Below are 25,217 nucleotides of genomic sequence, written 5' to 3'. Positions count from 1 at the left end.
ACGTCGTTCCGGTCCGACTCCGCCGCTCACTCCCGCACGTGGACCGACGAGCCGAGGTACTTGTGGAGGACCTCGTCGACCGAGTCGGCGTTGAACCGGTCGAGGTCGTCGGCGATCGCCGCCTTCAGCGCGTCGAGGTACGGCCCGTCGGTGCGCAGCTCTCGGAAGTCCGCGGCGACGACCGCGGCGCCGGGCGCGTCGGCGAGCCCCAGTCGTTCCTCCGCCAGCCGCCGGAACGACGGCTCGTCGCCGATCTCGCCGCGCCACAGGCGGTCGCGGAAGAACAGCCAGCCGTCGGTTCCGGGCTCGCTCGCGGGGATCTCCATCGTCGTCTCGAAGCGGTCGGGGTCGACGGCGGCGGCCGGCGGGTCGAGCCGGATCGCGACGCTGACGACGTAGGCGGCCTCCATCTGCGGGCCGGAGGACCGGCGGGAGGATAAAAGTACATACCGTTTGGCCGTCTGAGTCAGGAAAGATGCTGAACCGACTCCGCGGCCTCGCCGGGCGCGCGTACCGGCGACACCTCCGCCGCGAGATCGACGACGTCCCCGCCCACGTCGCCGTCATCCAGGACGGGAACCGGCGGTACGCCCGCGAGCGCGGCGACGACGCCCCCGACGGGCACCGCGCCGGCGCGGACACCACCGAGCGCGTCCTCGACTGGTGCGCCGACCTCGGCGTCTCGGAGCTCACGCTCTACGCCTTCTCCACGGAGAACTTCGAGCGCCCCGACGAGGAGCTGGAGCCCCTCTTCGACCTGTTGGAACGCAAGCTGCGCGAGTTCGCCGACGCCGACCGCGTCCACGAGCAGGGCGTCCGCGTCCGCGCCATCGGCGACGTGCCCCGCCTCCCGCCGCGGGTCCGCGACGCGGTCGCGTACGCGGAGCGGCGCACCGCCGGGAACGACCGCTTCACGCTCAACGTCGCGCTCGCGTACGGCGGCCGGACCGAGCTGCTCGACGCCGCGCGCGCCATCGCCCGCGACGTCGACGCCGGCGAGATGGCCCCCGAGGACGTCGACGTCGAGACCGTCGAGGAGCGGCTGTACGACCGGCCGATCCGCGACGTGGACCTGATCGTCCGCACCGGCGGCGACGAGCGCACGTCGAACTTCCTCCCGTGGCACGCGAACGGCAACGAGGCGGCCGTCTACTTCTGTGCGCCCTACTGGCCGGAGTTCTCCGAGGCGGACTTCCTGCGTGCCATCCGCACCTACGAGTCGCGCGAGGAGTCGTGGCAGCGCGCCCGGGCGGAGCGGGCCGCCGCGCTGGTGCGCGCGCTCGCCGAGGTCGAGTTCGCTGAGGCGCGGGCCGCCGCCGCCCGGCTCCGGGAGCGCGTCCCCCGGCTCGACGGGAGCGACCTCTCGGACGACGCCCTCGGCATCGCGGAGGGCGAGGCGGTCGGGTCGGCCGACGGCGAGTCGGTCGGCCGGACCGACGGGGACGCGCGCGACGCGTCGGGAGCCGACTAAGCGGCGCCGGGCGCGATCCCGGCCTCGTTCCGGGTCAGCAGGTACAGCGCGAACGACGAGAGCCAGTGCGACCCCGCGTAGTCGTCGGTGAGCACGTCCGCGGCCCCCGCCTCGGCGTGGCGGCGCGCCGCGGCGTCGAGGGGCTCTCTGAGCCGGGCCGCCACGGGACCGGTCCGCTCCGCCAGCGCGTCGCTCAGCCCGGCGAGACACCACGCGCGGGAGACGTTGAGCCCGATCAGGTGCATCGCGGCGCCGTCGCCCTCCTCCGGCTCGACGTCGACGGGCGCGAGCAGCGCGTCGTGCGGGGGCGCGCTGAGGTCGGGCAGGAACCCGCCGAGCCACGTCGCGAACGGGTCGGGATCGAGGACGCGGCGCATCAGGTCCGCCTCGACGAGCGCCGGCGAGAGGAAGTCCCAGCCGATCGGCTCCGCGCCGACGACCGCGGCGGTGTCGTCGGCGTACAGCCGCCGCGCCGCCGCCTCGGCCTCGCGTTCGAGGGCGGCGTCGCCGACCACCCGCGCGTAGTCGAGGACGCCGGCGAGCGCGAACGCGGTGTTGCCGTGGGTCCCGACGCGCTGCGGGCGGTCGATCCCGAGGAACGACTCGCGGGTTCCGCGGCGGACCCGGTCTTCGAGCGGCCGGAGCGTCTCGCGCCACGCGTCGGCGCGCGGGTCGTCCCACAGGTCGAGCTCGGCGGCGAGGCGCAGCAGCCACGACCAGCCGTACGGCTCCTCGAAGCCGGGGTTCTCGTCGAGGTAGTCGACCTCGCGGGCGACGTTCTCGGGCGTCAGTCGCTCGTCGACGCCGGCCGCGATCTCGGCCTCGTCCGGGTGGTCGGGGGCGAGCCGCAGCGCGCGGACGAGCGCCCAGTGGCTGTGGACGGCGGAGTGCCAGTCGAAGCAGCCGTAGAAGACGGGGTGGGTCTCCGAGGGCCGCGGGGGCGCCTCCGGGCCCTCCACGGTCCCCCGGTAGTCCGGGTACTCGGTCTCGACACCGTCGAGCGGGTTCGCGGCCAGCGCGGTCGCGACGGCGTCGTCGAGCGCGTCCGCCCGGCCGGCCCGGAGCGCGTCCGGCGACAGCTCCTCGAAGGCGTTCATGGCGGCGGGTCGGCGGCGCGCCTGTTCAATCGGTCGGTCGCGTGCGGCGGGGCGGCGCGGGCGTCAGGTCGGGCCGCGTCACCCCGTCGGCCCGCACCCTCCTGCCGGACCGCGTCACCTCCCCCGCCCGCTCACGCCGGGTTCTTCCGCGTGAGGTCGCTGCCGCAGATCGGACACCGCTCTTTGTTCTCGTCGAAGGTGCGGTTACAGCCGACGCACTGGAAGCGCCACTCCCGCTCCTCGGTGATCCCCTCCCTGTCGATGGGCTCGACCGGGAGGTCGAGCCGCTCGGCGACGTTCTGCATCGCGTAGTCGTCGCTGACGAGCGTCGCGTGAAGCTCCAGTGCGGTCGCGATGAGCCGGATGTCGGTGTCCGACAGCTCCGCGGCGTCGCCCGAGCCCTTCGCGGCCCGGCGGACCCGGTCGACCGCCTCGGGCGCGGGCACGTGGACGGTCATGCCGGAGCCCTCCATGGCGTCGAACCGGAGCGCGACCTCGCCGGTGAGCTCCTCGTGGACCGCCGGGATGGAGACCACGTCCTCGTCGGTCGTGTACTCGTGGATGAACGCGGACGAGTCGAGGACCTGCATCAGCGGGCGACGACGATGTAGTCTTTCACCGCCTGCACGTTCGCGACCGGGACTCGGAGCCGCCCCATCTCGTCGAACTCGAAGTCGACGCGCTCGTGTCTGAGCTGCTCGTGCGGGCTGACGAGGAGGTGGTTCAGCTCCCCCGACTCGAGGTTCATCGTGATGTTGTACAGGTCCCCGAGTTCCGTGCCGTCCGAGCTCATCACCGCCTTCCCGGAGAGGTTCTCCGCGAGGATGTCGACCATACCCGCACGGTTCCGGGCGACGGTATTAAACGCCACGGGGCGTCGGACGGGCGACGGACGCGGACCGGGCGCTCGCCGCCGCCGTTCGTCGCGGCATTTTGAAAGGCTTAACTGACGGCCGGGCGCAAGAGACGGTATAACCTTCTCGGGGCGATCACATATGACCGACCACACACACGCGGACACCCTGCGAACCCCCATCGTCGCCGTGCTGGGGCACGTCGACCACGGCAAGACGAGCCTGCTCGACACGATCCGCGGCTCCGCCGTCAGCGAGGGCGAGGCCGGCGCGATCACCCAACACATCGGGGCGACGGACATCCCGCTCGACACCATCTCCGGGATGGCGGGCGAGCTGATCGACCCGTCGGACTTCGATTTACCCGGCCTGCTGTTCATCGACACGCCGGGGCACCACTCCTTCTCGACGCTGCGCGCCCGCGGGGGCGCGCTCGCCGACATCGCGGTGCTCGTCGTCGACGTCAACGACGGCTTCCAGCCGCAGACGGAGGAGGCGATCGACATCCTCCGGCGGACGGGGACGCCCTTCGTCGTCGCCGCCAACAAGGTCGACACGACGCCCGGGTGGAACCCGCAGGACGGCGAACCGATCCAGCGGAGCATGGACGCCCAGTCCGAGCGCGCGAAGTCCATGCTCGACGAGAACCTCTACGAGATCATCGGCCAGCTGTCGGACGCCGGCTTCTCCGCCGACCTCTACTGGCGCGTCCAGGACTTCCAGAAGAACATCGGCGTCGTCCCGCTGTCGGCGCTCACCGGCGAGGGCGTCCCGGACCTCCTGACGGTTCTCATGGGCCTCTCCCAGCGGTTCATGAAAGAGGAGATGGCCATCGACGTCACCGGCCCGGGCGAGGGGACGGTGCTCGAGGTGAAAGACGAGCGCGGGTTCGGTGCCACCGTCGACACCGTCGTCTACGACGGCGTGATCCGCAACGGAGACACCGTCGTCGTCGGCGGGCAGGACGAGCCGATCGTCACCGAGATCCGCGCGCTGCTCCGCCCGCGGCCGCTCGCGGAGATACGCACCGAGAAGGAGTTCGAGAAGGTCGGCGAGGTCGGCGCCGCGGCCGGCGTGAAGATCGCCGCGCCCGACCTCGATCAGGCGATGGCCGGCGCGCCGGTCCGCGTCGTCCGCGACCGCACCGTCGATCAGGTCGTCGAGGAGGTGAAGGCCGAGCTGGCCGAGATCGAGGTCGAGACCGCCGACAACGGCGTCGTCGTCAAGGCGGACACCCTCGGCTCCCTGGAGGCGATGGCGAACGCCCTCCGGGAGGCCGAGGTCCCCATCCTGCGCGCCGAGGTCGGCGACATCGCGCCCCGCGACATCGCGGTCGCGGAGACGGCGAACCAGGACGAGCACAAAGCCATCCTCGGGTTCAACGTCGACCTCCTCCAGAACGCGGAGTCGGACTTGGAGAACGCCGACGTGAAGCTGTTCAAGAACGAGGTCATCTACCAGCTGGTCGAGGACTACGAGCGCTACGTCGAGGAGAAGCAGCGCGCCCAACAGGAGACGGTGCTGGACAAGGTCGTGCGCCCGGCCCGCTTCCGCATCCTCCCCGACCACACGTTCCGGCAGAACGACCCCGCGGTCGTCGGCGTGGAGGTCATCTCCGGCACGCTCCAGAACAACCGCAACGTCGGTTACTTCGAGGGCAACGAGTTCGAGCGCGTCGGCGGCCTCTCCGGGATTCAGAAGCAGGGCGAGGACGTCGACGAGGCGCGCTCGGGCGAGCGGGTCAGCATCGCCATCGACGGGCCGACCGTCGGCCGCGGCATCGAGGAGGGCGACACGCTCTGGACCGAAGTGCCCGAGAAGCACGCGAAGATCTTAGAACAGGAGCTGAGAGAGGAGATCACCGCCGACGAGCGCGAGGCGCTTCAGGGCTACCTGGAGACGCGCCGCAAGCGCGACCCCTTCTGGGGCAAGTAAGCCCCCGGAAGACACTTTTCCTCCGAGCGATCAGCGCCGCCCATGGTCTCCCGAGAGAACGCGATCATCCTCCTGTTCATGGCGGCCGGCCTCGCGCTGGCCTACGGCGCTCGCGTCGCGACGGACCTGGGCGACCGCCTCCTGATCGGCGTGCTGCTGCTCGTCGCCGTCGTGGCGCCGCAGCTGGTCATCGGCTACGTCGACGGCGCCGAGTCGGCCTGACCGGCGGGCGACCGCGCTCGCGCCCGCGCCGCGACCCGGACGCGCCGTCCCTCCCGATTACGCGTACAACAGGATGAGCACGGCGACGAAGGCGAGCTCGCCGCCGACGAGCAGCGCGGCGAGCAGCCACGCCCGGTAGGTCCACAGCCACTCGCGGGCGGCCGCGACCCGGTTTCCGCCGCCGGCCTCGGACTCGCCGCGGTACGCGGCGTCGACGCGCCACCCCGTCTCCGGGTCGTACGTCGCCGGCACCCGGGTGCCGACGAGCTCGTCGACGTCGAGCGGCGAGACGCCGGCGGCCTCCAGGAACTCTAGGAACGCCTCGGACTCTTGGAGGGACCCGTCGCGGGGCGCGTCGAACCGCTCGGTGTGGGTGGCGTCGCCGTGCGGCGGGCGCATCTCGACGGCGACGCGGTCGCCGACGGAGCGCACCCGCGTGACGATCAGCGCGTTCTCCTCGTCGTTGAGGTACGCCTCGCGGAGCCGGCGCTTCACCTCCTCGTCGACGCCCGCGTCGTCGAGGTCGTCGGGGAGGGCGTCGGCGTCCGAGCGGGCGTCGGTGTCGGGGAGCGCGTCTGCGTCCGCGTCGTCGGCGCTTTCGCGGTCGGCGGTCGTCGAGACGCTCTCGTCACCGCCGGGTCGGTCCGCCATCGATCCGGAGTTGGCGGCCCGCTCTCATAAGGCCACGGCCGCGTATGTGACCGGTTTCGTTGTGGACGGTCCGCGGGCCGAGCGCGCCGGTGTCCCGGTCGCTCGGCCGTACGAAGGTGACACTTGTAAACTGGCGATCGACACGGACGCCACCGAAGCCCCAGCCGCTCGGCCGTGCGAAAGTGGCCCTTATAAATCGCCGGTCGGCACGAACACCACCGAAGCCCCAGTCGGGAGGCGGGCGCACGCTCGCTGCGCGCTTCGGTCGCTCGCGCTGCTCGCTCCCTCCAGTGCTTGCGTCGCCTGCGCCCGCCTCCCGACTGCCCCTTCGATTCCTGCCCCGCACCGCACAGCACCTCACACCTCCCCAGCCTCGCGGTTCGCGCTCTCCGAGCGCTCACCGCGTCCCTCGCGCGTGCTCCTCGCGGCCGCGGTGGCGGCCGCTCGCAGGCACGCGCCACCGCACTTCGACTGTCAGCGGTTCACTGGAGCCGGTAGCGTAAGATCGCGGCGATACCGCCGAGATTGGCGAGCTGCTCGCCGGGCGCGAACTCCGAGGAGAAGACGACCACGTCGCCGCCCTGTTGCTCCACCGACTCGATCACCGCGTTCACGTCGATGTCCCAATCGCCGTCGCCCTGGCGCTCGGTCCGGAGGCGCTCGTCGACGACGAGCAGCGTCTCGACCGCGCCGAACTCGGCGGCCTCGGCGGTGTCGTCCGGGCCGTACGTCGCCTTCTCGCCTTTCGCGATGTTCTCGGTCAGCTCGTCGATGAGGTTCGCCTCCTTCGAGATGCGGGTCTCCTTCTGGACCTCGTCGACCGCGCCGCGCTTCAGCACCTCGTGGACGCCCCGGTCGCCCGCCGCCGAGGTGTCGACGACCGAGATGCGGTCGGTCAGGTCGCGGTGCTCCTCGTCGATGTAGTCGCGCGCGTCGTTCTTCGTGAACCCCGGCCCGGCCAGGATGACGGCGTCGGCGTCGAGGTGCGCGAGCGCCTCGCCGAGCTCCGCGAACAGCTCCTCGCGCGGCCGCGAGAACTCGCCTTTGCCGGTCGGCTTCGTGAACGAGGCGTACTCCTCCGTCCCGTACTGCTGGACCGTGTGGACGTAGGCGGCGCCCTCCTCGACGGTGGCGATGGCCACGTCGGGGTTCTCCGCGGCCTCGGTGGCCTCCTCCAACCGCTCCGTCTGGTCCGGCTTGAAGTGCTTCTCGACGGTTATCTCGTCGTGTTCCTCGACGTTGAGCGTGTGGTGGGCGTTGAGCTGGTCCTCCCGGGAGCAGCCGACGATGACGCCGCCGACGCGGAGCCGGTTGGCGAACCGCGCGAACTCCACGTCCTCGACCTCCAGCGTGACGAAGATGTGCTCGCGCTGCCCGCCGGTGTCCCGCATCTGGTCGTCGTTCCGCTGGATCCGCCGGGTGGTGTCGCCCTCGACCAGGTCCCCGGGTTCGAGGACGTGCGCGAGGTGCCAGAGGTCGTCCACGTTCTCGGGGACCAGCGTGAGCCGTTCCCGGCCCTCCTCGCCGTACCCCCGCTCGGAGATGCGCATGTCCGGGCGTTCGCTCGCGCCCGTATCAACTCTTGTCTTCCGCGTCGGACAGGGCCGGCCCCCACTCGAAGCCGCCGGTCGGATCGGCGTCCCCGTCGCTCGCGTCACCCGGGCGACTCGGGTCGGCATCGGCGGACTCGCCGGTCGCGTCGTCGCCGACCGCGTCGGTCGGGTCGCCGCCGACCGCGTCGCTCCCCTCGCCGACCGAAACGTCGCGGCCGACCTGAACCGCGGCCGGCGGCTCGCTGCGCATCGGCCGTCCGCCGTCCCCCGACACCACGGGGGCCGGCGGCCCGTCGCCGGCCGGACCGACGCTCGGGCTCGATCCGGCGTCGGCTCCCGTTTCGTCGCCCGAGCGAGCGGCGTCGTGCGCCTGACCAACCGTCTGCCGCGTCGCGGTCGCCGCGCTTGCCGCCGCCGTCCCCTCGGTCAGGCTGTCGGCCGCCCCCCGCCCGTAGAGGTCGTGCGCGACGATCCGGGCGAGGAAGGCGACGGCGACGCCGACGACGAGCGGGACCGTCGGCGCCGCGACCGCGTACCCGACCGCGAGCGCCCCGACGGCCAGCGTCCACCCGGTCGCGTACGGCCCCGTCGCGGCGACGCCGGCCACCGTTCGCGGGTCGAGCCCGTCCCGGAGGCGACCGGACGCGGCGAACGCGGCGAGCGCCGCGGGGCGGACGTACGCGAACGCGACCAGGTACGCGCCGACGAGCGCGAGGACGGCGCCGGCGGCGACGACGGCGACGGCGGCCGGCCCGTTCGGTCCGAGCGCCGACTCGACGGCGGTCGCGGTCGCCGCCGGCTCGACGGGGCCCGCGACGAGCGCGGCGACGGCGCCGCCCGCGACCGCGAGCCCGCCGGCGAGGGGCGCGAGCAGCGCCGCGGACAGCAGCGCCGACTTGAGGCCGTCCCTGGCCAGCTCTCCCCAGGCGACGAGCGACGGCGCGCCGGCGGCGTCGCCGGGCTGGATCGCCGCCTGCGTCACCCGGACGAGGTAGCCGCGCGCCACGAGCGACGGCGCGAGCGCGACCGGGGCCGCGACGGCGACGGCGGGGCTGACGAAGAGGACGCCGGCGAGCCACAGGGGTGTGAGGATCCACCCCAACAGCGTCACGGACCCGCCGACGAGGACGACGCCCGCGGTGTCGTCGGTTCGCGTCAGCGCCGTCGCGGCCGCGGTGAGCATGTGACCGGACACAGGGACGGGAGCCGCATAAATGGTACCCGGCCCGAGCGTTTATACCGCTTCGCGGAGTATTGCCGGTCGGCCGCGCGGGACAATCGTGTGCCTCTGACAACCCACCGCGGCCGCCACTCGGCGGTCGCCCCCCGTCCGCGGCTTTCTGCCGACGCCGTTCCCCCAGATGCGTCGCCGCCGCGTGCCGGTACCGATTTATCCCGTCCCGCCGACGGATCGGGTATGACCGGCGACGAGGGGACGACCGATCTGGAGCCGGAGCTCAGGAGCTACGGCGTCAGCGTCGAATCGATCGACGGGGGCGACCCGCTGGAGCTGACGTACATGACCGCGTTCCCCGGCCGCGAGGTCCACCGCGGCGAGATCGGGCGCGCGCTCAACGCGCTCATCGACGAGGCCGAGGCCGACGAGTGGGACCCCGTCCGGGTCGAGGGGACGGTGGTCCGCTCGCCCGGCGACGTCCTCGGGACGTGGCACGCCGAGGCCGAGTGGTTCGAGGCGCTCATCGGCTACGAGATATCCGAGACCGAGTTCTCGTCGCGCGTGCTGGAGACGCTCAGCCACGAGTCCGGAGACGAGGCCGAGGGCTCGTCGGACGCGGCGGACGCTGACGCGGACGGGCAGGAGGCGGACCGGTGACCCGACGCAAGCCGGTCAACCGCGCGCAGCGGCGCCTCGCGCGCCCGGCCCGCGAGCGGTTCGCCACCCGCGCGGTCGCGTTCGACGTCGACGGCGCGACCTGCCGCGGGACGCTGTACCTGCCCGGCGGCGACGCGGCCGACCCCCCGGTCGTCGTGATGGCCCCGGGGCTCGGCGCGGAGCGGAGCTTCGGCTACCCCGCCGTCGCGGAGCGGTTCGCGGACGCGGGCTACGCCGCGCTCCTCTTCGACCACCCCGAGTTCGGCGCGTCCGACGGCGACTCCCAGCTCGTCGACCTCGACCGCCAGCGCGACGCGTACGCGGCCGCGATCGACCGCGCGAAGCGCGTCGACGACGCCGGCGACGACCTCGTGCTCTGGGGGGCGTCGCTGTCGGCCGCGCACGTCCTCACGCTCGCCGCGGAGCGCCGCGACGTCGACGCGGTGGTCGGCCTCGTCCCGATGCTCGACGGGCGCGCCATCGCCCTGCGGCGCGGCGGGCGCTACCTCCTCCGGTCCGGCGCCGCCGGGCTGCGCGACCTGCTCGGCCACCGGGTCGGTCGCGGCCGCACCGTGCCGATCGTCGGCGACCCCGAGGAGCGCGCCGCGATCACCGAGCCGGGAGCGGAGCGCAAGTACATCGACCTCGTCGACCGCGAGTCGGCGTGGCGCAACGAGACGCCCGCGCGGTCGCTGCTCGGCCTCGTCGGCTACCGGCCCGTGACGCGGCTGGACGAGGTCGACGCGCCCACCCTGCTGCTCGCGGGGACCGACGACGCCATCGTCGACGCCGACGCGGTCGCGGCCGCCGGCGAGCGCCTCTCGCGCGGAACCGTCGTCACGATGCCCGCGGACCACTTCTCGGTGCTCGGCGACGACTTCGAGGGCGCGGTCGGGCACCAGCTCTCCTTCCTGCGCGACGCGTTCGAATAGGCGGGCGGTCGGGCTCGCCCGCGCCCGCGGACCGGCCCGCGCGACAGCTTAAGTGAGCCCGCGGCGCACACTGGGGTATGACAGCGATCGCGATGTTGAGCGTCGCGCCGGTGATCGAGGAGAGCATGGCCGAGGAGGTGGCGGCGGCCGTCGCCGCGCTCGACGACTTCGACGTGAGCTACGAGACGAACCCGATGGGCACGGTGATCGAGGCCGACGACGCGGAGACGCTGTTCGCGGCCGCGGCGGCCGCCCACGACGCGGTCGACGGCGACCGGGTCTCGACGTTCCTCAAGATAGACGACAAGCGGACGAGCGACGGGACCGCCGCGGCGAAGGTCGACGCCGTCGAGGAGCACCTCGGCCGAGAGGCGAAGCGGGAGCGCTGATCCGCGGGCGGCCGCCGTTCAGTCGCCGCCCGCGAACCGGAGGAACAGCTCGACGTGGTCGACGTGGTTCTCGTTTGCGTCGTCGGGCACGGCCGAGACCCAGGCGAGTTCGGCGTCGCCCCCCGAGAATCGGCTCCCGGGGGCGACGGTTGGGTCCTCGCGGAACGAGGGGGCGGTCTCCGCAAGTGAGAGCACGAACGAGACGCCGTACGCGGAGAACGACGCCGAGCCGTCGCGCCGCTCGAACCGCAGGTCCTCGACGAGGACCGCCCCGTCGATGTCGACCGAGACGCCCGTCAAGCGCTCGGCGCTCCGACGCGCGGCCGCCGCCCAGTCCTCGCCAGGGTCGACGGTTCCACCCGGAGGCGCCCACTCGCCCGTGCCGTTCCAGTCCTGTAGCAGCACGCGGCCGTCGCCGTCCGTGACGCCGAGTTGGACGACGCCGTCGATGTCCTCGTACCGCTCGCGCCGCGCCTCGTAGCTCTCGGCGTCGAGTCCTCTCGCGACGCGCTCGACCGCGACCGCGTCCCGGTCGAGCAGCGTCTCCGGATCACGCAGTGATTCCACGGGGTACGGCGGCGGGGTGTCGCCCATCGACCCGCTCAACGGCCCGCGGAAACAAAGGCCCCGCGGCCGTCGGCGACGCCGTATCCGCGCCCGCCGTCACCCCTTGATGTTACAGACGGGGAACGTCCGCGCCACCTTGTCGCCGATGCCCAGCTCGTCGCTGACGCGGATCACCTCGTCGATGTCCTTGTAGACGCCGGGCGCCTCCTCCGCGATGGTGGCGCCGGACTGCGCTTTCACGTAGATCCGCTGACCGTCTTCGAGGTCGTCTTGGACGTCGCCGCCCCAGAACTCCTGTTTCGCCTGCGTCCGGCTCATCAGGCGGCCGGCGCCGTGGGCGGTCGAGCCGAACGACACCGACATCGACTCGTCGCCGCCGCGGAGGACGTACGACCCGGCGCCCATGCTCCCGGGGATGATGACGGGCTGGCCCACGCCGCGGTACGCCTCGGGCACGTCCTCGTTGCCCGCGGGGAACGCCCGCGTCGCGCCCTTGCGGTGGACGTACAGCTCGCGCTCCGCGCGGTCGACGGCCGCGTCGCCGACGGCGGGGCGACCCTCGGCGTCGACGCCGACCTCGTGGGTCTCCTTCTTCGCGATGTTGTGCGCCACGTCGTACAGCAGCTCCATCCCGAGGTCGTCGATCGGGTCCGCGTCGAACACCTCGCCGAACGTCTCGCGCGTCTGGTGGGTGATCAGCTGACGGTTCACCCACGCGAAGTTGATGCACGCGCCCATCGCGCCGTAGTACTCGTCGGCCAGTTCGGAGCCCGCGGGCGCGGCCGCCAGCTCCTTGTCCGGGAGCTCGTCGAGGAGGTCGCCGTGCTCCTGCTCGATCCGGCGCAGGTAGTCGTTACACGTCTGGTGGCCGAGCCCGCGGCTCCCGCAGTGGATCAGGACGACGATCCCGTCCTCCCTCAGCCCGTAGGACCCGGCCACGTCCGCGCGGAACACGTCGGTGACGCGCTGGACCTCCAGGAAGTGGTTGCCCGACCCGAGCGACCCCATCTGGTTGCGCCCGCGGTCCATCGCCTTCTGGGAGACGTACTCCGGGCGCGCGTCGGGGCGCCGCCCCTCGTCCTCGCAGCGCGCGAGGTCGCTCTCGATCCCGTACCCCGCCTCGACCGCCCACTCGACGCCGCGTTCGAGCGCGCCCTCGACGGCGTCGGCGGTGCCGTCGATCACGCCGCCGCCGCCCAGCCCCGAGGGGATCGCCTCGAACAGCGCGTCGACCAGCTCCTCCTCGCGGCCGCGCACGTCGTCGTAGGTGAGGTTCGTCCGCACCATCCGGACGCCGCAGTTGATGTCGTAGCCGACCGCTCCGGGCGAGATACAGCCGGTCCGGGCGTCGATCGCGCCGACGCCGCCGACGGGGAAGCCGTACCCCTGGTGGCCGTCGGGCATACAGATCGCGGGCTCGACGATGCCGGGCAGGTGCGTCGCGTTCTTCAGTTGCCGGAGCGAGTCGTCGTCGCCGATCGCCTCCAGCAGCGACTCGCTGGCGAGGACCCGCGCGGGGACGTTCATCTCGCCCTCGCGAGGGATCTCCCAGACGTGCTCGCGCACCTTCTCTAGCCGGATCCCGTCGAACTCGCGCGTTGTCATGCGCGCCACTTCGACGCGGGGCGCCAAGGGCGTTGCGTCAGGCGGTCGCCGGCGGGCCGCCGCGACGCCGCCCGGGGGCCGGCGAGCCGGCTACCGGTTCGCGGGGTCGATCGGGAGCCAGTCGATCGCGCCCTCCGCGAGGGTGAACGCGGCGAACGCCCGCCCCAGGACGACCCCGTACACGAGGTGCGCGACCGCGATGACGACGCCGAACTCGAAGCTCGCGGTGAGGCCGGGCACGGGCAGCGTCGGCACGGGCAGCGAGGTGGCGCCCTCGATCGCGATCGCGGCCGGCAGCAGCAGCCCGCCGGTGATCACGCCGAGCAGCGCCGAGTGGATGACGCCGAGCGACAGGCACCCGCCCACGTCCCCGCGGAGGTCGGCGAAGAACGACCGGTCGAAGACGGCGACGAACAGCGCGCCGAACAGCGTGCTGTTGAACAGGTGGACGGCCCACCCCCCGACGACCGTCTCGACGCCGACCAGCGCGCCGATCGTCGGCATGAGCCCGAGGCCGACGTGTAACACGGCGCCCATCGCCGCGCCGGCGACGAGCCCCGAACTCGCCCCCGCGCGCCAGCGTCGACCAGTGCCGTCCGGTCCGGTCCCGTCGCGAAGCTCTGTGCGTGACATACGGTAACAATGTACTCGACAAACATAACGGTTTGTCACGCCCCGCGGGGCGGCCTCACACGTCGAACACGACGTACGCGTACCACCCGTCGCCGCGCCGTTCGAGCGCCATCTCGGAGTAAGTGACCGCCTTGACCTCGCGGGCCGACACCGCGTTGAGGGGGACGCCGCGCGCGCTCCCCGTGAGCCGCCACTCGTCCGCGTCCGCGGCGTCGTCGTCCGCAGCGCCGACGGACTCCGGCGCGACCACCGTACACCGGTGGTCAGCCGGCAGGACGAGCCGCACGTCCCGCTCGTAGATCAGGCGGTCGAGGTAGTCGAACAGCAGGGCCTCGCGGCTCTCGGCGGCGACCTCGAGGTCGAACCGCTCGCCGGCGGCCGGGACCGACTCCGCGCTGGCGGCCGCGAGCCCGTCGGCGACCGCCGCGAACAGTCCCGAGAGCGTGTCGGCCGTCGCCTCGACGGCGACGTCGGCGGTGTGCTCGCGCAGCTCGTACGTCATCCGTCACCGTTCCGCTCGCGCTCGTCGCGGGAGTCCTCGTGGCTCTCCGTCCGCTCGTCGGGCTGGAACCGGGCGTCGATGGTCCGCTCCGGCTGGGGAGCGCGGAGGTCCTCCGCGTCCACGTCGTCGAGGTCGGCGGCGACCTCCTCTAACGCGACGCCGCTCGTCACCAGCGCGCGGATCCCCTCGTCGACGGTCAGCTCGACGTCGACGATCCGGCGGTCGGGGACGAAGACGACGTGGCCGCCCATCACCGGGTTCGGCGCCATCGGCATGAACAGCGTCCGCATGCCGTCGCCCTCGCCGTCCGCGTGGTCCGCGATGACGTCGGGGGTCTCGCTCGTGACGAACGCGAGCGTGTACGTCTCCTCGGTCGGGAACTCCACGAGGACGACCTCGCGGAAGTTCCCGCCGTCCGAGTCGAGCATCGCGTCGCTCATCTGCCGGAACCCCTGGTAGACGGAGCCGACGCCCGGGACCCGCTCGACGGCGTAGTCGACGTAGTCGACGGCGCGCTCGCCGTACCGCGAGGACTCGACGGCGGCGCCGATGAGGAGGATCGCGGCCACGAACACGACGGGGGTCGCGATCTCGATCGCGAGCTCCCGGGAGACCGCGCTGACGAGCGGCAGCCCGTTCCCCGGGGACACGGCGACGATCGCTGACGAGAAGGCGTCGAGGTAGTCGTACACCGCGTTGAACGCGAACGCGAGGACGGCCAGCGTGATGACGGCGGGGACGATGACGGCGATGCCGGTGAGGAAGGCTCGTCGGAGCAGTTCGACTCCCGACGACTCGTCGGTCATTGTGTGACTCCACGCGCGACCGCGACAAAATCGTTTCCGTCAGGGTCGGCGCCCCCCTCGGCCTCGACCCGTCGGCACGGGCGCCGACCCGCGCACGGTGCCGTACGCGCCCGCAACGGTCCCCGCTGGCGGTGGAGTTATATTCCGTCCACGTGTTAGGTCATCGCAGTGAGCGTCAACGTCGAAAAGCGGACCGACCCGCCCGGCGAGTCCGACTACGCGACCGCCGCGTGGGAGCTCAAAGAGCGAATTCGGTCCGCGGAGGGCGTCCTCCGACAGCGACGCGGCTTCTTCGTCGACGCGTACCGCCGGTCGACCGCCCACCTGCTCGTGGAGAACGACCGGCTCGTCGCCTTCGCCTCCGTCCGGCGCGACGGCTACATCCTCTTTCTCGCCGTCGACCCGGACCACCGCGGCCGCGGTCACGCCGAGCGGCTCGTCGCCGACGTCGCGGCGAACCACCGGTCGGTCACGTGCCACGCCCGCACGACGAACCGGCGGGCGCTCGGCTTCTACGAGCACCTCGGCTTCGAGGTGATCCGCCGCATCGACGACTACTACGAGGACGGCGGCGACGCCTACTACCTCAAGCTCGGCGGCGAGTCGCTCCGGGAGCGCCTTTCCGGGTTCGTCGGCCGGTAGGCGACCGTCCTCCGCGCCCGTCCCGCTCCCCCCCGAAGCCGGCCGAACCGACAGTAATTAGCGCCCGCCGCGAGGAGTGGCCGCCATGTCGCAACCGACTCCCGCGGACCTCGCCGCCCGGGTCCGCGACGGCGACCTCCGCTTCCACGAGCTGGAAGACCACGCCGACGCCGACGTCGCGACCGCCGCGCGCCGGCTGCTCGTCGCGGAGGCGACCGACGCCGACCTCGACCCGCTCGGCGAGTACGCGTTCGACGCCGACGCCGTCCACGGCTCGAACATCGAGAACACGCTCGGGGGCGTCCAGGTCCCCGTCGGCGTCGCCGGCCCGGTGACGATAGACGGCGGCGCCGCCTCGGGCGAGCGCTACCTCCCGCTGGCGACCACCGAGGGCGCCCTGGTCGCGTCGATCAACCGCGGCTGCTCCGTCGTCGAGGACGCCGGCGGCGCGACCGCGCGGGTCACGAAGAGCGGGATGACCCGCGCGCCCGTCTTCCGGGTCGCCGATGTCGCCGAGGCAGAGGCGCTCGTCGCTTGGGTCCGCGACAACGAGCCCGCGCTCGCCGAGGCCGCGGAGTCGACGACGAGCCACGGCGAACTGCTCGACGTGACCCCGTACGTCGTCGGGAACAACGTCTTCTGCCGGTTCCGATACGACACGAAGGACGCGATGGGGATGAACATGGCCACCATCGCGACCCGGGAGGCCTGCGACGTGATCGAGGCGGAGACGGACGCCTCGCTCGTCGCGCTCTCGGGGAACCTCTGTTCGGACAAGAAGCCGGCCGCGATCAACGCCGTCGAGGGGCGCGGGCGCTCGGTCGTCGCGGACGCGACGGTCCCGCGCGAAGTCGTCGAGGACCGCCTCCACACGACCCCGGAGGCGATCGCGGAGATCAACACCCGGAAGAACCTCGTCGGCTCCGCGAAGGCGGGCGCGCTCGGGTTCAACGCGCACGTCGCCAACGCGGTCGCGGCGATGTTCCTCGCGACCGGGCAGGACGAGGCGCAGGTCGTCGAGGGCGCGAACGCGATCACGACCGCCGAGACGACCGCGGACGGCGACCTCTACGTCTCCGTCTCGCTGGCGAGCCTCGAAGTCGGGACGGTCGGCGGCGGGACGAAGCTGCCGACGCAGCAGGCCAGCCTGGAGATCCTCGGCGTCGCGGGCGGCGGCGACCCGGCCGGGAGCAACGCCGACGCGCTCGCGGAGTCGATCGCGGTCTGCGCGCTCGCCGGCGAGCTGTCGCTGCTCGCGGCGCTCGGGTCGCGACACCTCTCGTCGGCCCACGAGGAGCTGGGGCGGTAGACGGGTCGGCGCCGCGCGGCAATCCTGCCGTTCTCTTAATCCGACCAGCGCGGGCAGTCCTCGCGGAGGGCCTCCCGCCCCGCGTCGGTGACGCGGTACACCGCCTCGCCGGAGACGCGCTCGACGAGCCCGGCGTCCGCCAGCGCGGTCAGCCGCGACTCGACGTGGTCGGCGTACAGGCCCGTGTTCCCGGCGATGAACGCCTGGTAGTCGGCGCCCACGTCGGCGAGGTACGAGAGCAGTCGCTCGTCGGAGCGCGTGAGCGACGGCCGTTCGAAGTCGACCCCCTCGTCGCCGCTCCCGTCATCGACGGCGTCCTCCGGACGGTCGACGGGCCGCGCGTCAGGTAGGGCCATCTCACACGTGGTGACGTGTACCACGATAAAGGGGGTACCGCGGGTTCCCACTCGCTGGGAGTCGCCGGCGGTCGGCGGAACATGTTCGGTGAAGAACCAGTCGGGGCGGCGTCGCTCCGGGCGGCTCAGTCGTCGGCGTCGGCGGGGGGCGTCCCGGTCGCGTCGGCGCCGCTCTCGCCGCCGGACGGGCCGTCCGGGAGCATCGGCGTCCCGTCCGCGCGGGGGCCGAGCCGGGGACCGTGCGGGCCGTCGTCGGGGTCGATCCGGCGGCGGGTGCGGTAGTCCGTCGAGCGCTCGACGGGCGTCCGACCGATCGCCGTTATCATCTCGACGTAGTCGTCGAACGAGCGGTACTCGCCGTACTCGCCGCCCGCGCGGCTGGTGATCTCCTCCGAGAGGATGGTGCCCATGAAGTCGTCGGCGCCGCAGTTGAGCAGCTTCAGCCCGTGGGCGTCGCCCGACTTCACCCACGAGGCCTGGACGTGGTCGACGTTGTCTAAGAAGAGCCGCGCGACCGCGACGACCAGCTCGTCCTCGGCGCGCGAGGGCCCGGAGTCGACGACGCCGCGCCGGTAGAGCGGGGTGTTTTGGTGGATGAAGGATAGCGGGACGAACTCGGTGATCGCGCCCGTCCGGTCCTGGAGGTCGCGGATCACCTCTAAGTGCTGCGCGCGGTGCGCGACCGTCTCGACGTGGCCGTACATCATCGTCGAGGTGACGTCGAGGCCGGCGGCGGCCGCGCCTTCCATCGCCGCCACCCAGTCGCCCGTGCGGATCTTCCCCGGACAGATCACGTCGCGGACCTCGTCGACGAGGATCTCGGCGGCCGTGCCCGGCGCGGAGTCGAGGCCGGCCTCGGCCAACTCGCGGTAGACGGACTCGTACGCCCAGTCGGTGCCGCGCTTGGCGTGGTACGCCTCCTCCGGCGTCATCGAGTGGAGGTGGACGCCGCCGACCGACATCGCCGCCATCTGCTCGACGTAGGTGCCCGGGTCGGTCGCGTACGCCTCGGGCGGCTTGTAGTTCACCTCGCTCGCGGGGTCGTCGTGCGCGGCGAGTATCTCGTGATGTTCCTCGTTCAGCGCGAACGCCGGGTGGAGCCCCGAGACGGAACACACCTCGTAGACCCCCATGTCGAGGGCGTCCTCGACGACCGCGCGCGACTCCGCGGGCGGCTTGGTGAACCCGGCGTGTTCCACGTCGCTGTCGGCCTCGAAGGCGTGCGCGGTGTCCTTGAAGTTACAGAACAGACAGCCCGTGTTACACGCCGTGGTGACGTTGTTGTTGAGGTTGGCAACGAAGGTGACCTCGTCGCCGACCTCCTCGGCCCTGCGCCGGTCGGCCGCCTCCAGCACCGCCTCCTTGCGGACGGGGTCGATCCCCTCGCGGTCCGTGCCCGTGGCGAGCAGTTCGGTCGCGTCGTCGACCGTCAGTCGGGCGCCGTCGCGGGCCTTCGCGAGCGCGTTCTCGAACGACTGGCCGGTCGCCGGCGCCGCGAAGTCGAACTCGTCCGCGCCGCTCTCGCCGTCGCCGCCCCCGCGACCGTGCGACCCGCTCGCGTCGGAACTGCCCCCCGAACTCATCCCCTAACGCTCCCGGTTCCACCCTGATAAACGGGCGGGTCGAGACACTCGCCGAGCGATAATCGCGCGCCGTCCCCCCGTGGCGCGTGCCGGCGAGCGGCCGGACCGAAGCGGAGGCGACCGTCTCGTCAGGGCGCGTTCACGCCGGATCCCGGTAGTCCCGGTCCTCGTCGGCGTGCGCGCGGACCCACAGCTCCCCGATCCGCGAGAGGCTCGTGCGGTAGGACTTCCCGTGTTCCTCGCGCTCGATGTACCCCTTCCCGCCGGGGCCGAGCCGGTCGACGTTGTAGATCACCTTCGAGCGGAACGACTCCGTGTACTCCTCGTTGAGCTCGGCCGCGAGCGTCTCCGCCAGCTCCGAGACCGACTCGAACTCGCCGTGCTCGCCGAGCGTGAACAGCACCAGCTCCTCGAACGGCTTGACGTTCTGGAAGGAGGCGACCGGCAGCTCGATCACGTGGCGGTCGCCGATGCGCTTCGCGCCGATGGTGGTGCCGCGCTCGTCGAACTCCGCGAGGAGGTCCGTGGTGCTCGCCAGGCGGTCGGCGACGCGGTCGGGGTCGGCATCTCCGTCGTCGTTGAGATCCTGTAGGAGCTCCCGCGTCGCGCGCAGCTCCTCCGCCAGCTCGGTCTCCAAGTACTTCTCGGGGGCCGTGTAGTAGGTGTGGATGCGGTCGCGGTCCGCCTGCCGCTCGACCATGATCGAGTGCGCAGCGGTCGCGAACGCGAAGGAGACAGGCCGGGGCATCGAACAGAGGTTCACCCACACCTCGCGGTCGCCGGCGGACGGGTCGTCCGCGTCCCCCACGCCCTCCGCGCCCGCCTCGTCGCCCGCCGCGTCGGGGTCATCGTCGCGGTCCAGCTCCGCGTTGATGAGGTCGAAGGCACGCTCGAAGGCGGCGTCGTAGTCGTACACGTCGTCCAACCGCTCGCGGACCGTCTCGGCGCCGAGGAGGTTCCGGAAGTCCTGTTCGAGCTTGCGCGCGATGTTCCGCGAGTACTCGACGTTGGCCTCGCTGCCGACGGCGCCCTCCAAGAGGATCACGCGGTCGACGTCGAACTGGTCCCGGATGAGGGGGGCGATCATCCGGTCGTAGTCGAACCCGACGGGCACGACGTGGGTCTGCATACGCGCTCCGTTTGACGGGGCGCAGGTATAAACAACCGCAAGCGAGCCCGGGCGGACGCGGGCGCTCCGGATCGCTCCCCCGACCGTCCGCCGCCGCGGGCAGTAGGGTTATTTTGGTCTGCGCCATACCCTGACACGTCATGTCACAGCAAGGCGTTCAAGAGGAGCTGTACGTCGACCAGTACACGCTCGGGCTCGTCGGGCCCGACCAGGAGTGGGCCGGCACGGTCGCGGACGGCGGGACGGTGACGACGTACACGCCGCCGGGCTGTTGGGGGCCGATGGTGACGCCCTCGTTCCGTGGCGGCCACGAGGTGACCCGACCGATCCGCGTCGAGGGCGCCGAGGTCGGCGACGCCGTCGCGATCCACATCCGCGACGTGGAGGTGACGAGCATGGCCACCAGCACGGGATCGATGGCGGAGCGCGACGAGGCGTTCGGCGACGACCCCTTCGTCGACCACCGCTGCCCGGAGTGCGGGACGACCTGGCCCGACTCCGTCGTCGAGGGGACCGGCGAGGACGCGATCCGCTGTGCGGAGTGCGGCGCCAACGCCTCCTCGTTCGGCTTCGAGTACGGCTACACCGTCGCCTTCGACCACGAGAACGCGGTCGGGATCACGCTCGATAAGGACGGCGCCCACGCGCTCGCGACCGACGCCGAGCGCGTGATGGACATCCCCGAGAACGCCCGCCAGCACCCGATCCTGCTGTACGAGCCCGACGAGATGCCCGGCACGCTCGGTCGGCTCCGCCCGTTCATCGGCAACATCGGGACGACGCCGCCGGTCACCATGCCCGACTCGCACAACGCGGGCGACTTCGGGCAGAACCTCATCGGCGCCGACCACGACTACGGCGTCGAGACCGAGGAGGACCTGGACCTGCGCACCGACGGCCACATGGACGTGCCCGAGGTCCGCGCGGGCGCGACGCTGATCTGCCCGGTCGCCGTCGACGGCGGCGGGATCTACGTCGGCGACCTCCACGCGAACCAGGGGGACGGCGAACTCTCCCTCCACACCACCGACGTGAGCGGGACGGTCACGATGGACGTGGAGGTGATCGAGGACGTGGACCTCGACGGGCCCGTCCTGCTCCCGAACGAGGAGGACCTCCCGTTCATCAGCGCGCCGTACGACGACGACGAGGTCGCGGCCGGCGAGGCCCTCGGTGAGGAGCACGGCGTCGACGTGGACACCGACGCCGCCCCGATCCAGGTGATCGGCTCCGGCGCGACCGTCAACGACGCCACGCAGAACGCCTTCGACCGCGCCGGGACGCTGCTCGGCATGAGCGAGGGCGAGGTCCGCGCCCGGTGTACCTTCACCGGCGGCGTCCAGATCGGTCGGCTCCCGGGGGTCGTCCAGCTCGACATGCTCGTGCCCGCCGACGTGCTGGCTGAGTCGGGCCTCGACGACGTGACACGCGAACAGTACGGGCTGTAAGCCCTCACCGGAGCGAGCGGCCGCGTCCGGTGGCCGTCCGCGACGGCCCCGCCGGGATCCGCCGCGTCGGCCCCTGCGACTCGGCCCGCTCCCGCAGGCGCTCGACCCGCTCGTCGGTCGAGGGGTGCGTCGAGAGCCAGCGCTCTGCGGCCTCGTCGGTCCGTTTCTGCGACGAGAACGGCGCGAGGGGCCACTCCGGGTCGGTCGCGCGCTCGATCCGGCGGAGCGCCCGCGCGAGCGCCGCGGGGTCGCCCGTCACCTCGGCCGCGCGGTCGTCGGCCGCGAACTCGCGCTTGCGCGACCGCGACCGGGCGACGAGCGTCGCGAGGACGAACGCGGCGAAGAGCCCGCCCGCGAGCGCCCGGTGAAGCCGCGCGAACGGCCCCGACCGGTCGCCGGGCCGCCCGCGGATCCACGCCGAGGCGGCCGCGAGCCCGGACAGCGCGAGCAGCGCGGGCAGCGCGACCAGGGTAGCGGCTCCGACCAGCGAGCGGCCGACCCCGTCCGCCATCGCGATCGCGAACCCGTCGTTGCCCTCTAAGTGCGCCAGTTCGTGCGCGAGGATCGCCTCGACCTCGCGCGGCGAGAGCAGCCCGAACAGCGACCGGTCGATCACCAGCGCGCCGCCGTCGCCCCCGCCGCCGACCGCGAACGCGTTCGGCGCGCGGGCGTCGGTGACGTACAGCGCCGGCCGCGGCAGGTCCATCCGCGCCGCGAGCGCGTCGACCCGGCGGTGGAGATCCGGCGCCCGCCTCCGCGGAACGCGGTCGCCCTCCAGGTTCGCGAGGATCTGCGCGGTGCCGAGCCGGTAGCTGAGGTACGCCGACCCGAGCGCGACCGCGGCCAGCAGCGCGACGAGGACCGGGAGGTCCGGGCGGGCCGCCCACGCCGCGCGCAGCAGGTCGGCGACGAGCAGCGCCGCGGTCAGGTAGCCGACGAGGAGGGCGACGCCGACGGCGGCGGCGGCCGCGCGGAACGCGAGCCGAGGCATGTCCGAGGCTACGCGACGGCGGGGCAAACGCGTTGCGGCCGGGAGGGCCGCGACGGGGGCGGCCGCTCCCCCACCCGGCCCGCCGGAAGGAAAAGGGGTAATTCCCCGGCCGCGAAATCGGCTGTCATGGACGCACGCGTACGCGAACACGCGGAGATCATCGCCGACCACTCGACCGGCATCGAGTCGGGCGACGACGTGGTCATCCAGATGCCGAAGGAGGCCGAGGACCTCGCGGTCGCGCTCCACGAGGTCTGCGGCGACCGCGGGGCGAACCCCGTCTACCTCAACTACTCGAAGCGCGCCCAGCGCGCGTTCAAGCGCGCCGCCGAGGACTTCTCCGAGCCGAGCCACCGGCGCGCGCTCTACGAGGAGGCCGACGTCTTCGTCATCGCGCGCGGCGGCGCGAACGCCACCGAGGACGCCGACATCGAGCCGGAGACGAACGCCGCGTACAACCGCGCGATGGAGGAGGTCAAGCGCACGCGGCTCTCGAAGACGTGGTGTCTCACGCAGTACCCGACCGCGAGCCACGCCCAGCTCGCCGGGATGAGCACCGAGGCCTACGAGAACTTCGTGTGGGACGCCGTCTCGCTCGACTGGGACGAACAGCGCGAGTTCCAGGCGGAGATGGTCGATATCTTGGACGAGGCCGACGAGGTGCGCATCAGGTCCGGCGACGAGACCGACCTCACGCTCGACGTGTCGGGCAACTCCACGCTCAACGACTACGGCGAGGCGAACCTCCCCGGCGGCGAGGTGTTCACGGCGCCGACGCGCGACGGGGTCGACGGCGAGGTCCACTTCGATTTACCCCTCTACCGCTACGGGCGCGAGATCGACGGCGTCCGGCTCCGGTTCGAGGACGGCGAGGTCGTCTCCCACTCCGCCGAGCGCAACGAGGACCTGCTCTCCGGCATCCTCGACACCGACGAGGGCTCCCGGCGCCTCGGCGAGCTCGGGATCGGGATGAACCGACAGATCGACCGGTTCACGTACAACATGCTGTTCGACGAGAAGATGGGCGACACCGTCCACATGGCGGTCGGCTCAGCGTACCCGGAGACGGTCGGCGAGGAGAACGCGGTCAACGAGTCCGCCGAGCACGTCGACATGATCGTCGACATGAGCGAGGACTCCGTCATCGAGGTCGACGGCGAGGTCGTCCAGCGGAACGGGACGTTCGTCTTCGAGGACGAGTTTTAATCCCGACGGCCCAGCGGTCACGACGTTTCGGCCGCGCCGTCGGCGTTGCGGCCGGCGAACGCCGCGTACGCGACGAGGAGGACGCCGAACAGCCCGACCGTGCCGATCGCCGCGATCCCCGGGTAGCCGGCGAGCGGCGCGATCTCGCCCGCCGGCAGGACAAAGACGTCGACGACGCCGGTGCCGACCGACAGCGCGAGCACGGCGAGCCACATCGTTCCCACCGCGTACCCGAGTTCGACGAGGCGACCGGTGCGCGCCGCGTGGGCGACGACGGCGCCGCCGCCGAGGATCGGGACCGCGGCGAGCGGACTCGTCGGGTCCGGGAGGAGGACGCTCCCGCCGAGCGCGATCGCCGTCCAGTAGACGGCGACGGCGACGACCGTACGGAGCGAGTCGGGGACGGACACGGGACGTGGGTTCGCTCGGGGAGCACAAAACGATCGGGGGCGACCCGCCGCCCGCGCCGCGTCGGTGTTTATCACTCGTGGACGCGTACGGCCTCGTATGCCCGAAGAAGTCCTGTTCAAGTCGGAAAGCCGTCGGAGCCGCGAGGAGATCGCCGCGTACCTGCGGACGGTCGCGGACTCGCTCGACGCCGGGAACGCGATCACCCTCACGCGCGGCGCCGAGTCGACGACGCTGGAGCCGCCCGCGCGCCCCACCTTCGAGGTGAAGGCGGAGCGCGAGGGGCCGGCCGACGGGCCGGGCGAGCTGAGCGTCGAGTTCGAACTGGAGTGGGACGAGGACGGCGGCGAAGAGGCGGCGGACGGCGAGCTGACGATCGAGTGAGGGTCCGGTGGCGGTCCCCGCCCCGCTACGGTACTTCGCCCGGGACCTCGACGAACGCGTCCCGCGCCGAGAGGTGGTCGAGCGTGTCGTCGACCTCGACGCGTACGGACTCCATCTGCTCGATGAGCTCCTCGTACTCGTCGGAGTTCGTCGTGCCGGCGGCCTCCAGCGCCGCCTTCTTCGAGGCGAGCGCGAAGAACTCCTGGCTCCGCTCGTCGAACGCGGCGCGGTGGAGGAGAACCTCGACGAGCGTGATGAGGTCCTCTTTCGTGACCGGCTTCGTCTTGTAGTCGTCGAACGGCATCTCGACGATGTCGACGTCGGGCTCGACCGCGGTCAGCATCGCCACCCGGGCGTCGTACCCCTCGCCGCGGATCGCGTTCAGCACCTCGTGGCCCGACATGTCGGGCATCCGGCGGTCGAGGAGGACCACGTCGACCGTCTCGTCCATCGCGTCGATCGCTTCCTCGCCCCCGGTCGCGATGCGAACGTCGTACTCCGGGTCGAGGTACACCCGGTACAGCTCTGCGAGGTCCGGCTCGTCGTCGACCGCGAGGACGGTCGCGTCCGGGGTGCCGCTCATGGGCGGGCCCTCCCGGTCTCGCGGTTCGCGACCCCCGGACCGGCGCGTCCGCCCGCCGTTCGTGCGTCCATACGGCCACCTTGCCCCCCTTCGCGTTAAAACGTTGACCCTCGATTATCAAAGCCGA

General features: G+C 72.3%; 29 protein-coding genes. 11 read left to right on the top strand and 18 right to left on the bottom strand.

From position 1 onward, the window contains the following. Positions 1–26: 26 nt before the first annotated feature. Positions 27–410, bottom strand: coding sequence for an LWR-salt protein (lwrS, locus tag DVK05_RS06945; protein WP_121562663.1), 384 nt, complete (start codon positions 408–410; stop codon positions 27–29). Positions 411–475: 65 nt separating this feature from the next. Here lwrS and uppS point away from each other — a divergent pair, with 65 nt between their 5' ends. Further along, on the top strand, positions 476–1,471 hold the full coding sequence (uppS, locus tag DVK05_RS06940) for a polyprenyl diphosphate synthase (protein ID WP_121562662.1): 996 nt from the start codon (positions 476–478) through the stop codon (positions 1,469–1,471). Here uppS and DVK05_RS06935 read toward each other — a convergent pair. The 3 genes from DVK05_RS06935 to DVK05_RS06925 all read right to left on the bottom strand — a co-directional run bounded on the left by DVK05_RS06935 (position 1,468) and on the right by DVK05_RS06925 (position 3,403). Further along, positions 1,468–2,568 (bottom strand): DUF2891 domain-containing protein, encoded by a 1,101-nt coding sequence (locus DVK05_RS06935; RefSeq protein WP_121562661.1) that lies wholly within the window; start codon positions 2,566–2,568, stop codon positions 1,468–1,470. The two genes, uppS and DVK05_RS06935, sit on opposite strands and share 4 nt — an antisense overlap. A 131-nt stretch (positions 2,569–2,699) precedes the next feature. Beyond that, positions 2,700–3,158: an NOB1 family endonuclease gene (locus DVK05_RS06930; RefSeq protein ID WP_121562660.1), complete on the bottom strand. Its 459-nt coding sequence runs from the start codon at positions 3,156–3,158 to the stop codon at positions 2,700–2,702. Next, the gene (locus DVK05_RS06925; protein ID WP_119713056.1) at positions 3,158–3,403 is read right to left on the bottom strand and encodes a PRC-barrel domain-containing protein; all 246 of its coding nucleotides are present in this window, start codon (positions 3,401–3,403) and stop codon (positions 3,158–3,160) included. Before DVK05_RS06925 ends, DVK05_RS06930 begins: the two co-directional genes overlap by 1 nt. Before the next feature lie 160 nt (positions 3,404–3,563). Between DVK05_RS06925 and infB the strand changes: the two genes are divergently transcribed. Beyond that, a complete protein-coding gene (gene infB, locus DVK05_RS06920) occupies positions 3,564–5,357 on the top strand; it encodes a translation initiation factor IF-2 (protein WP_121562659.1) in 1,794 nt (597 codons plus the stop codon). A gap of 42 nt (positions 5,358–5,399) precedes the next feature. Beyond that, on the top strand, positions 5,400–5,579 hold the full coding sequence (locus DVK05_RS06915; protein ID WP_121562658.1) for a hypothetical protein: 180 nt from the start codon (positions 5,400–5,402) through the stop codon (positions 5,577–5,579). Positions 5,580–5,636: 57 nt separating this feature from the next. Here DVK05_RS06915 and DVK05_RS06910 read toward each other — a convergent pair whose 3' ends face one another. The 3 genes from DVK05_RS06910 to DVK05_RS06900 all read right to left on the bottom strand — a co-directional run bounded on the left by DVK05_RS06910 (position 5,637) and on the right by DVK05_RS06900 (position 8,966). Beyond that, positions 5,637–6,230, bottom strand: a complete 594-nt coding sequence (locus DVK05_RS06910; protein WP_121562657.1) for a hypothetical protein — start codon at positions 6,228–6,230, stop codon at positions 5,637–5,639. Positions 6,231–6,712: 482 nt separating this feature from the next. Further along, positions 6,713–7,780 carry an mRNA surveillance protein pelota gene (locus DVK05_RS06905; RefSeq protein WP_121562656.1) on the bottom strand — a complete coding sequence of 356 codons (1,068 nt, stop codon included), beginning with the start codon at positions 7,778–7,780 and terminating at the stop codon, positions 6,713–6,715. Positions 7,781–7,805: 25 nt separating this feature from the next. Beyond that, the gene (locus tag DVK05_RS06900; protein ID WP_121562655.1) at positions 7,806–8,966 is read right to left on the bottom strand and encodes a DUF4013 domain-containing protein; all 1,161 of its coding nucleotides are present in this window, start codon (positions 8,964–8,966) and stop codon (positions 7,806–7,808) included. A gap of 234 nt (positions 8,967–9,200) precedes the next feature. Between DVK05_RS06900 and DVK05_RS06895 the strand changes: the two genes are divergently transcribed. From DVK05_RS06895 to DVK05_RS06885, 3 genes are all read left to right on the top strand, one after another. Continuing rightward, positions 9,201–9,617 (top strand): hypothetical protein, encoded by a 417-nt coding sequence (locus DVK05_RS06895; protein WP_121562654.1) that lies wholly within the window; start codon positions 9,201–9,203, stop codon positions 9,615–9,617. Beyond that, the gene (locus DVK05_RS06890; RefSeq protein WP_121562653.1) at positions 9,614–10,549 is read left to right on the top strand and encodes an alpha/beta hydrolase; all 936 of its coding nucleotides are present in this window, start codon (positions 9,614–9,616) and stop codon (positions 10,547–10,549) included. The genes DVK05_RS06895 and DVK05_RS06890 overlap by 4 nt, the downstream gene beginning before the upstream one ends. A 77-nt stretch (positions 10,550–10,626) precedes the next feature. Then, positions 10,627–10,938: a thiamine-binding protein gene (locus tag DVK05_RS06885; RefSeq protein WP_121562652.1), complete on the top strand. Its 312-nt coding sequence runs from the start codon at positions 10,627–10,629 to the stop codon at positions 10,936–10,938. Positions 10,939–10,956: 18 nt separating this feature from the next. Here the strand turns inward: DVK05_RS06885 and DVK05_RS06880 are convergent, their stop codons facing one another. From DVK05_RS06880 to DVK05_RS06860, 5 genes are all read right to left on the bottom strand, one after another. Next, positions 10,957–11,532: an NUDIX domain-containing protein gene (locus tag DVK05_RS06880; RefSeq protein WP_121562651.1), complete on the bottom strand. Its 576-nt coding sequence runs from the start codon at positions 11,530–11,532 to the stop codon at positions 10,957–10,959. A 69-nt stretch (positions 11,533–11,601) separates the two neighbouring features. Further along, positions 11,602–13,110: an RtcB family protein gene (locus tag DVK05_RS06875; RefSeq protein ID WP_121562650.1), complete on the bottom strand. Its 1,509-nt coding sequence runs from the start codon at positions 13,108–13,110 to the stop codon at positions 11,602–11,604. 90 nt (positions 13,111–13,200) lie between these two features. Further along, positions 13,201–13,743: a hypothetical protein gene (locus DVK05_RS06870; protein ID WP_121562649.1), complete on the bottom strand. Its 543-nt coding sequence runs from the start codon at positions 13,741–13,743 to the stop codon at positions 13,201–13,203. A gap of 55 nt (positions 13,744–13,798) precedes the next feature. Continuing rightward, on the bottom strand, positions 13,799–14,245 hold the full coding sequence (locus DVK05_RS06865; RefSeq protein WP_121562648.1) for an archease: 447 nt from the start codon (positions 14,243–14,245) through the stop codon (positions 13,799–13,801). Beyond that, positions 14,242–15,051 carry a DUF502 domain-containing protein gene (locus DVK05_RS06860; protein WP_121562647.1) on the bottom strand — a complete coding sequence of 270 codons (810 nt, stop codon included), beginning with the start codon at positions 15,049–15,051 and terminating at the stop codon, positions 14,242–14,244. Before DVK05_RS06860 ends, DVK05_RS06865 begins: the two co-directional genes overlap by 4 nt. Before the next feature lie 168 nt (positions 15,052–15,219). Here DVK05_RS06860 and DVK05_RS06855 point away from each other — a divergent pair, with 168 nt between their 5' ends. Then, positions 15,220–15,693: an N-acetyltransferase gene (locus DVK05_RS06855; RefSeq protein WP_121562646.1), complete on the top strand. Its 474-nt coding sequence runs from the start codon at positions 15,220–15,222 to the stop codon at positions 15,691–15,693. 85 nt (positions 15,694–15,778) lie between these two features. Further along, positions 15,779–17,002, top strand: coding sequence for a hydroxymethylglutaryl-CoA reductase (NADPH) (gene hmgA, locus DVK05_RS06850; protein WP_121562645.1), 1,224 nt, complete (start codon positions 15,779–15,781; stop codon positions 17,000–17,002). Between the two features lie 35 nt (positions 17,003–17,037). Here the strand turns inward: hmgA and DVK05_RS06845 are convergent, their stop codons facing one another. From DVK05_RS06845 to DVK05_RS06835, 3 genes are all read right to left on the bottom strand, one after another. Next, entirely contained in the window at positions 17,038–17,358 is a 321-nt protein-coding gene (locus DVK05_RS06845) for a DUF2250 domain-containing protein (protein ID WP_121562644.1), read from the bottom strand. A 125-nt stretch (positions 17,359–17,483) separates the two neighbouring features. Next, positions 17,484–18,941, bottom strand: coding sequence for a 7,8-didemethyl-8-hydroxy-5-deazariboflavin synthase subunit CofH (gene cofH / locus DVK05_RS06840; protein WP_121562643.1), 1,458 nt, complete (start codon positions 18,939–18,941; stop codon positions 17,484–17,486). 139 nt (positions 18,942–19,080) lie between these two features. Beyond that, positions 19,081–20,070 carry a DUF6293 family protein gene (locus tag DVK05_RS06835; RefSeq protein WP_121562642.1) on the bottom strand — a complete coding sequence of 330 codons (990 nt, stop codon included), beginning with the start codon at positions 20,068–20,070 and terminating at the stop codon, positions 19,081–19,083. Between the two features lie 140 nt (positions 20,071–20,210). On the opposite strand from DVK05_RS06835, the gene DVK05_RS06830 reads away from it, so the two are divergent. Further along, positions 20,211–21,518, top strand: coding sequence for an acetamidase/formamidase family protein (locus tag DVK05_RS06830; RefSeq protein ID WP_121562641.1), 1,308 nt, complete (start codon positions 20,211–20,213; stop codon positions 21,516–21,518). A 4-nt stretch (positions 21,519–21,522) separates the two neighbouring features. On the opposite strand, the gene DVK05_RS06825 is transcribed toward DVK05_RS06830, so the two are convergent. Beyond that, the gene (locus DVK05_RS06825) at positions 21,523–22,509 is read right to left on the bottom strand and encodes a M48 family metallopeptidase (RefSeq protein WP_121562640.1); all 987 of its coding nucleotides are present in this window, start codon (positions 22,507–22,509) and stop codon (positions 21,523–21,525) included. 126 nt (positions 22,510–22,635) lie between these two features. Between DVK05_RS06825 and DVK05_RS06820 the strand changes: the two genes are divergently transcribed. Next, positions 22,636–23,715, top strand: a complete 1,080-nt coding sequence (locus tag DVK05_RS06820) for an aminopeptidase (RefSeq protein WP_121562639.1) — start codon at positions 22,636–22,638, stop codon at positions 23,713–23,715. A gap of 17 nt (positions 23,716–23,732) precedes the next feature. Here DVK05_RS06820 and DVK05_RS06815 read toward each other — a convergent pair whose 3' ends face one another. Continuing rightward, the gene (locus DVK05_RS06815) at positions 23,733–24,125 is read right to left on the bottom strand and encodes a hypothetical protein (RefSeq protein WP_121562638.1); all 393 of its coding nucleotides are present in this window, start codon (positions 24,123–24,125) and stop codon (positions 23,733–23,735) included. Positions 24,126–24,222: 97 nt separating this feature from the next. On the opposite strand from DVK05_RS06815, the gene DVK05_RS06810 reads away from it, so the two are divergent. Next, on the top strand, positions 24,223–24,507 hold the full coding sequence (locus DVK05_RS06810; protein ID WP_121562637.1) for an amphi-Trp domain-containing protein: 285 nt from the start codon (positions 24,223–24,225) through the stop codon (positions 24,505–24,507). A gap of 25 nt (positions 24,508–24,532) precedes the next feature. On the opposite strand, the gene DVK05_RS06805 is transcribed toward DVK05_RS06810, so the two are convergent. Then, positions 24,533–25,090: a response regulator gene (locus DVK05_RS06805; RefSeq protein ID WP_121562636.1), complete on the bottom strand. Its 558-nt coding sequence runs from the start codon at positions 25,088–25,090 to the stop codon at positions 24,533–24,535. Positions 25,091–25,217 lie beyond the last annotated feature (127 nt).

The sequence above is a fragment of the Halorubrum sp. Atlit-8R genome, from assembly GCF_003666025.1.
In the GTDB taxonomy this organism is placed as follows: Archaea; Halobacteriota; Halobacteria; order Halobacteriales; family Haloferacaceae; genus Halorubrum; species Halorubrum salinarum.
Note: the sequence above shows the minus strand (reverse complement) of the source record. Positions and strands in the feature narration are given on the sequence as shown.

Excerpts from the sequence above, each read along its gene's own strand:
- lwrS (WP_121562663.1), bottom strand. The coding sequence starts at position 410 with ATGGAGGCCGCCTACGTCGTCAGCGTCGCGATCCGGCTCGACCCGCCG.
- uppS (WP_121562662.1), top strand. The coding sequence starts at position 476 with ATGCTGAACCGACTCCGCGGCCTCGCCGGGCGCGCGTACCGGCGACAC.
- DVK05_RS06935 (WP_121562661.1), bottom strand. The coding sequence starts at position 2,568 with ATGAACGCCTTCGAGGAGCTGTCGCCGGACGCGCTCCGGGCCGGCCGG.
- DVK05_RS06930 (WP_121562660.1), bottom strand. The coding sequence starts at position 3,158 with ATGCAGGTCCTCGACTCGTCCGCGTTCATCCACGAGTACACGACCGAC.
- DVK05_RS06925 (WP_119713056.1), bottom strand. The coding sequence starts at position 3,403 with ATGGTCGACATCCTCGCGGAGAACCTCTCCGGGAAGGCGGTGATGAGC.
- infB (WP_121562659.1), top strand. The coding sequence starts at position 3,564 with ATGACCGACCACACACACGCGGACACCCTGCGAACCCCCATCGTCGCC.
- DVK05_RS06915 (WP_121562658.1), top strand. The coding sequence starts at position 5,400 with ATGGTCTCCCGAGAGAACGCGATCATCCTCCTGTTCATGGCGGCCGGC.
- DVK05_RS06910 (WP_121562657.1), bottom strand. The coding sequence starts at position 6,230 with ATGGCGGACCGACCCGGCGGTGACGAGAGCGTCTCGACGACCGCCGAC.
- DVK05_RS06905 (WP_121562656.1), bottom strand. The coding sequence starts at position 7,780 with ATGCGCATCTCCGAGCGGGGGTACGGCGAGGAGGGCCGGGAACGGCTC.
- DVK05_RS06900 (WP_121562655.1), bottom strand. The coding sequence starts at position 8,966 with ATGCTCACCGCGGCCGCGACGGCGCTGACGCGAACCGACGACACCGCG.
- DVK05_RS06895 (WP_121562654.1), top strand. The coding sequence starts at position 9,201 with ATGACCGGCGACGAGGGGACGACCGATCTGGAGCCGGAGCTCAGGAGC.
- DVK05_RS06885 (WP_121562652.1), top strand. The coding sequence starts at position 10,627 with ATGACAGCGATCGCGATGTTGAGCGTCGCGCCGGTGATCGAGGAGAGC.
- DVK05_RS06880 (WP_121562651.1), bottom strand. The coding sequence starts at position 11,532 with ATGGGCGACACCCCGCCGCCGTACCCCGTGGAATCACTGCGTGATCCG.
- DVK05_RS06875 (WP_121562650.1), bottom strand. The coding sequence starts at position 13,110 with ATGACAACGCGCGAGTTCGACGGGATCCGGCTAGAGAAGGTGCGCGAG.
- DVK05_RS06870 (WP_121562649.1), bottom strand. The coding sequence starts at position 13,743 with ATGTCACGCACAGAGCTTCGCGACGGGACCGGACCGGACGGCACTGGT.
- DVK05_RS06865 (WP_121562648.1), bottom strand. The coding sequence starts at position 14,245 with ATGACGTACGAGCTGCGCGAGCACACCGCCGACGTCGCCGTCGAGGCG.
- DVK05_RS06860 (WP_121562647.1), bottom strand. The coding sequence starts at position 15,051 with ATGACCGACGAGTCGTCGGGAGTCGAACTGCTCCGACGAGCCTTCCTC.
- hmgA (WP_121562645.1), top strand. The coding sequence starts at position 15,779 with ATGTCGCAACCGACTCCCGCGGACCTCGCCGCCCGGGTCCGCGACGGC.
- DVK05_RS06845 (WP_121562644.1), bottom strand. The coding sequence starts at position 17,358 with ATGGCCCTACCTGACGCGCGGCCCGTCGACCGTCCGGAGGACGCCGTC.
- cofH (WP_121562643.1), bottom strand. The coding sequence starts at position 18,941 with ATGAGTTCGGGGGGCAGTTCCGACGCGAGCGGGTCGCACGGTCGCGGG.
- DVK05_RS06835 (WP_121562642.1), bottom strand. The coding sequence starts at position 20,070 with ATGCAGACCCACGTCGTGCCCGTCGGGTTCGACTACGACCGGATGATC.
- DVK05_RS06830 (WP_121562641.1), top strand. The coding sequence starts at position 20,211 with ATGTCACAGCAAGGCGTTCAAGAGGAGCTGTACGTCGACCAGTACACG.
- DVK05_RS06825 (WP_121562640.1), bottom strand. The coding sequence starts at position 22,509 with ATGCCTCGGCTCGCGTTCCGCGCGGCCGCCGCCGCCGTCGGCGTCGCC.
- DVK05_RS06820 (WP_121562639.1), top strand. The coding sequence starts at position 22,636 with ATGGACGCACGCGTACGCGAACACGCGGAGATCATCGCCGACCACTCG.
- DVK05_RS06810 (WP_121562637.1), top strand. The coding sequence starts at position 24,223 with ATGCCCGAAGAAGTCCTGTTCAAGTCGGAAAGCCGTCGGAGCCGCGAG.
- DVK05_RS06805 (WP_121562636.1), bottom strand. The coding sequence starts at position 25,090 with ATGAGCGGCACCCCGGACGCGACCGTCCTCGCGGTCGACGACGAGCCG.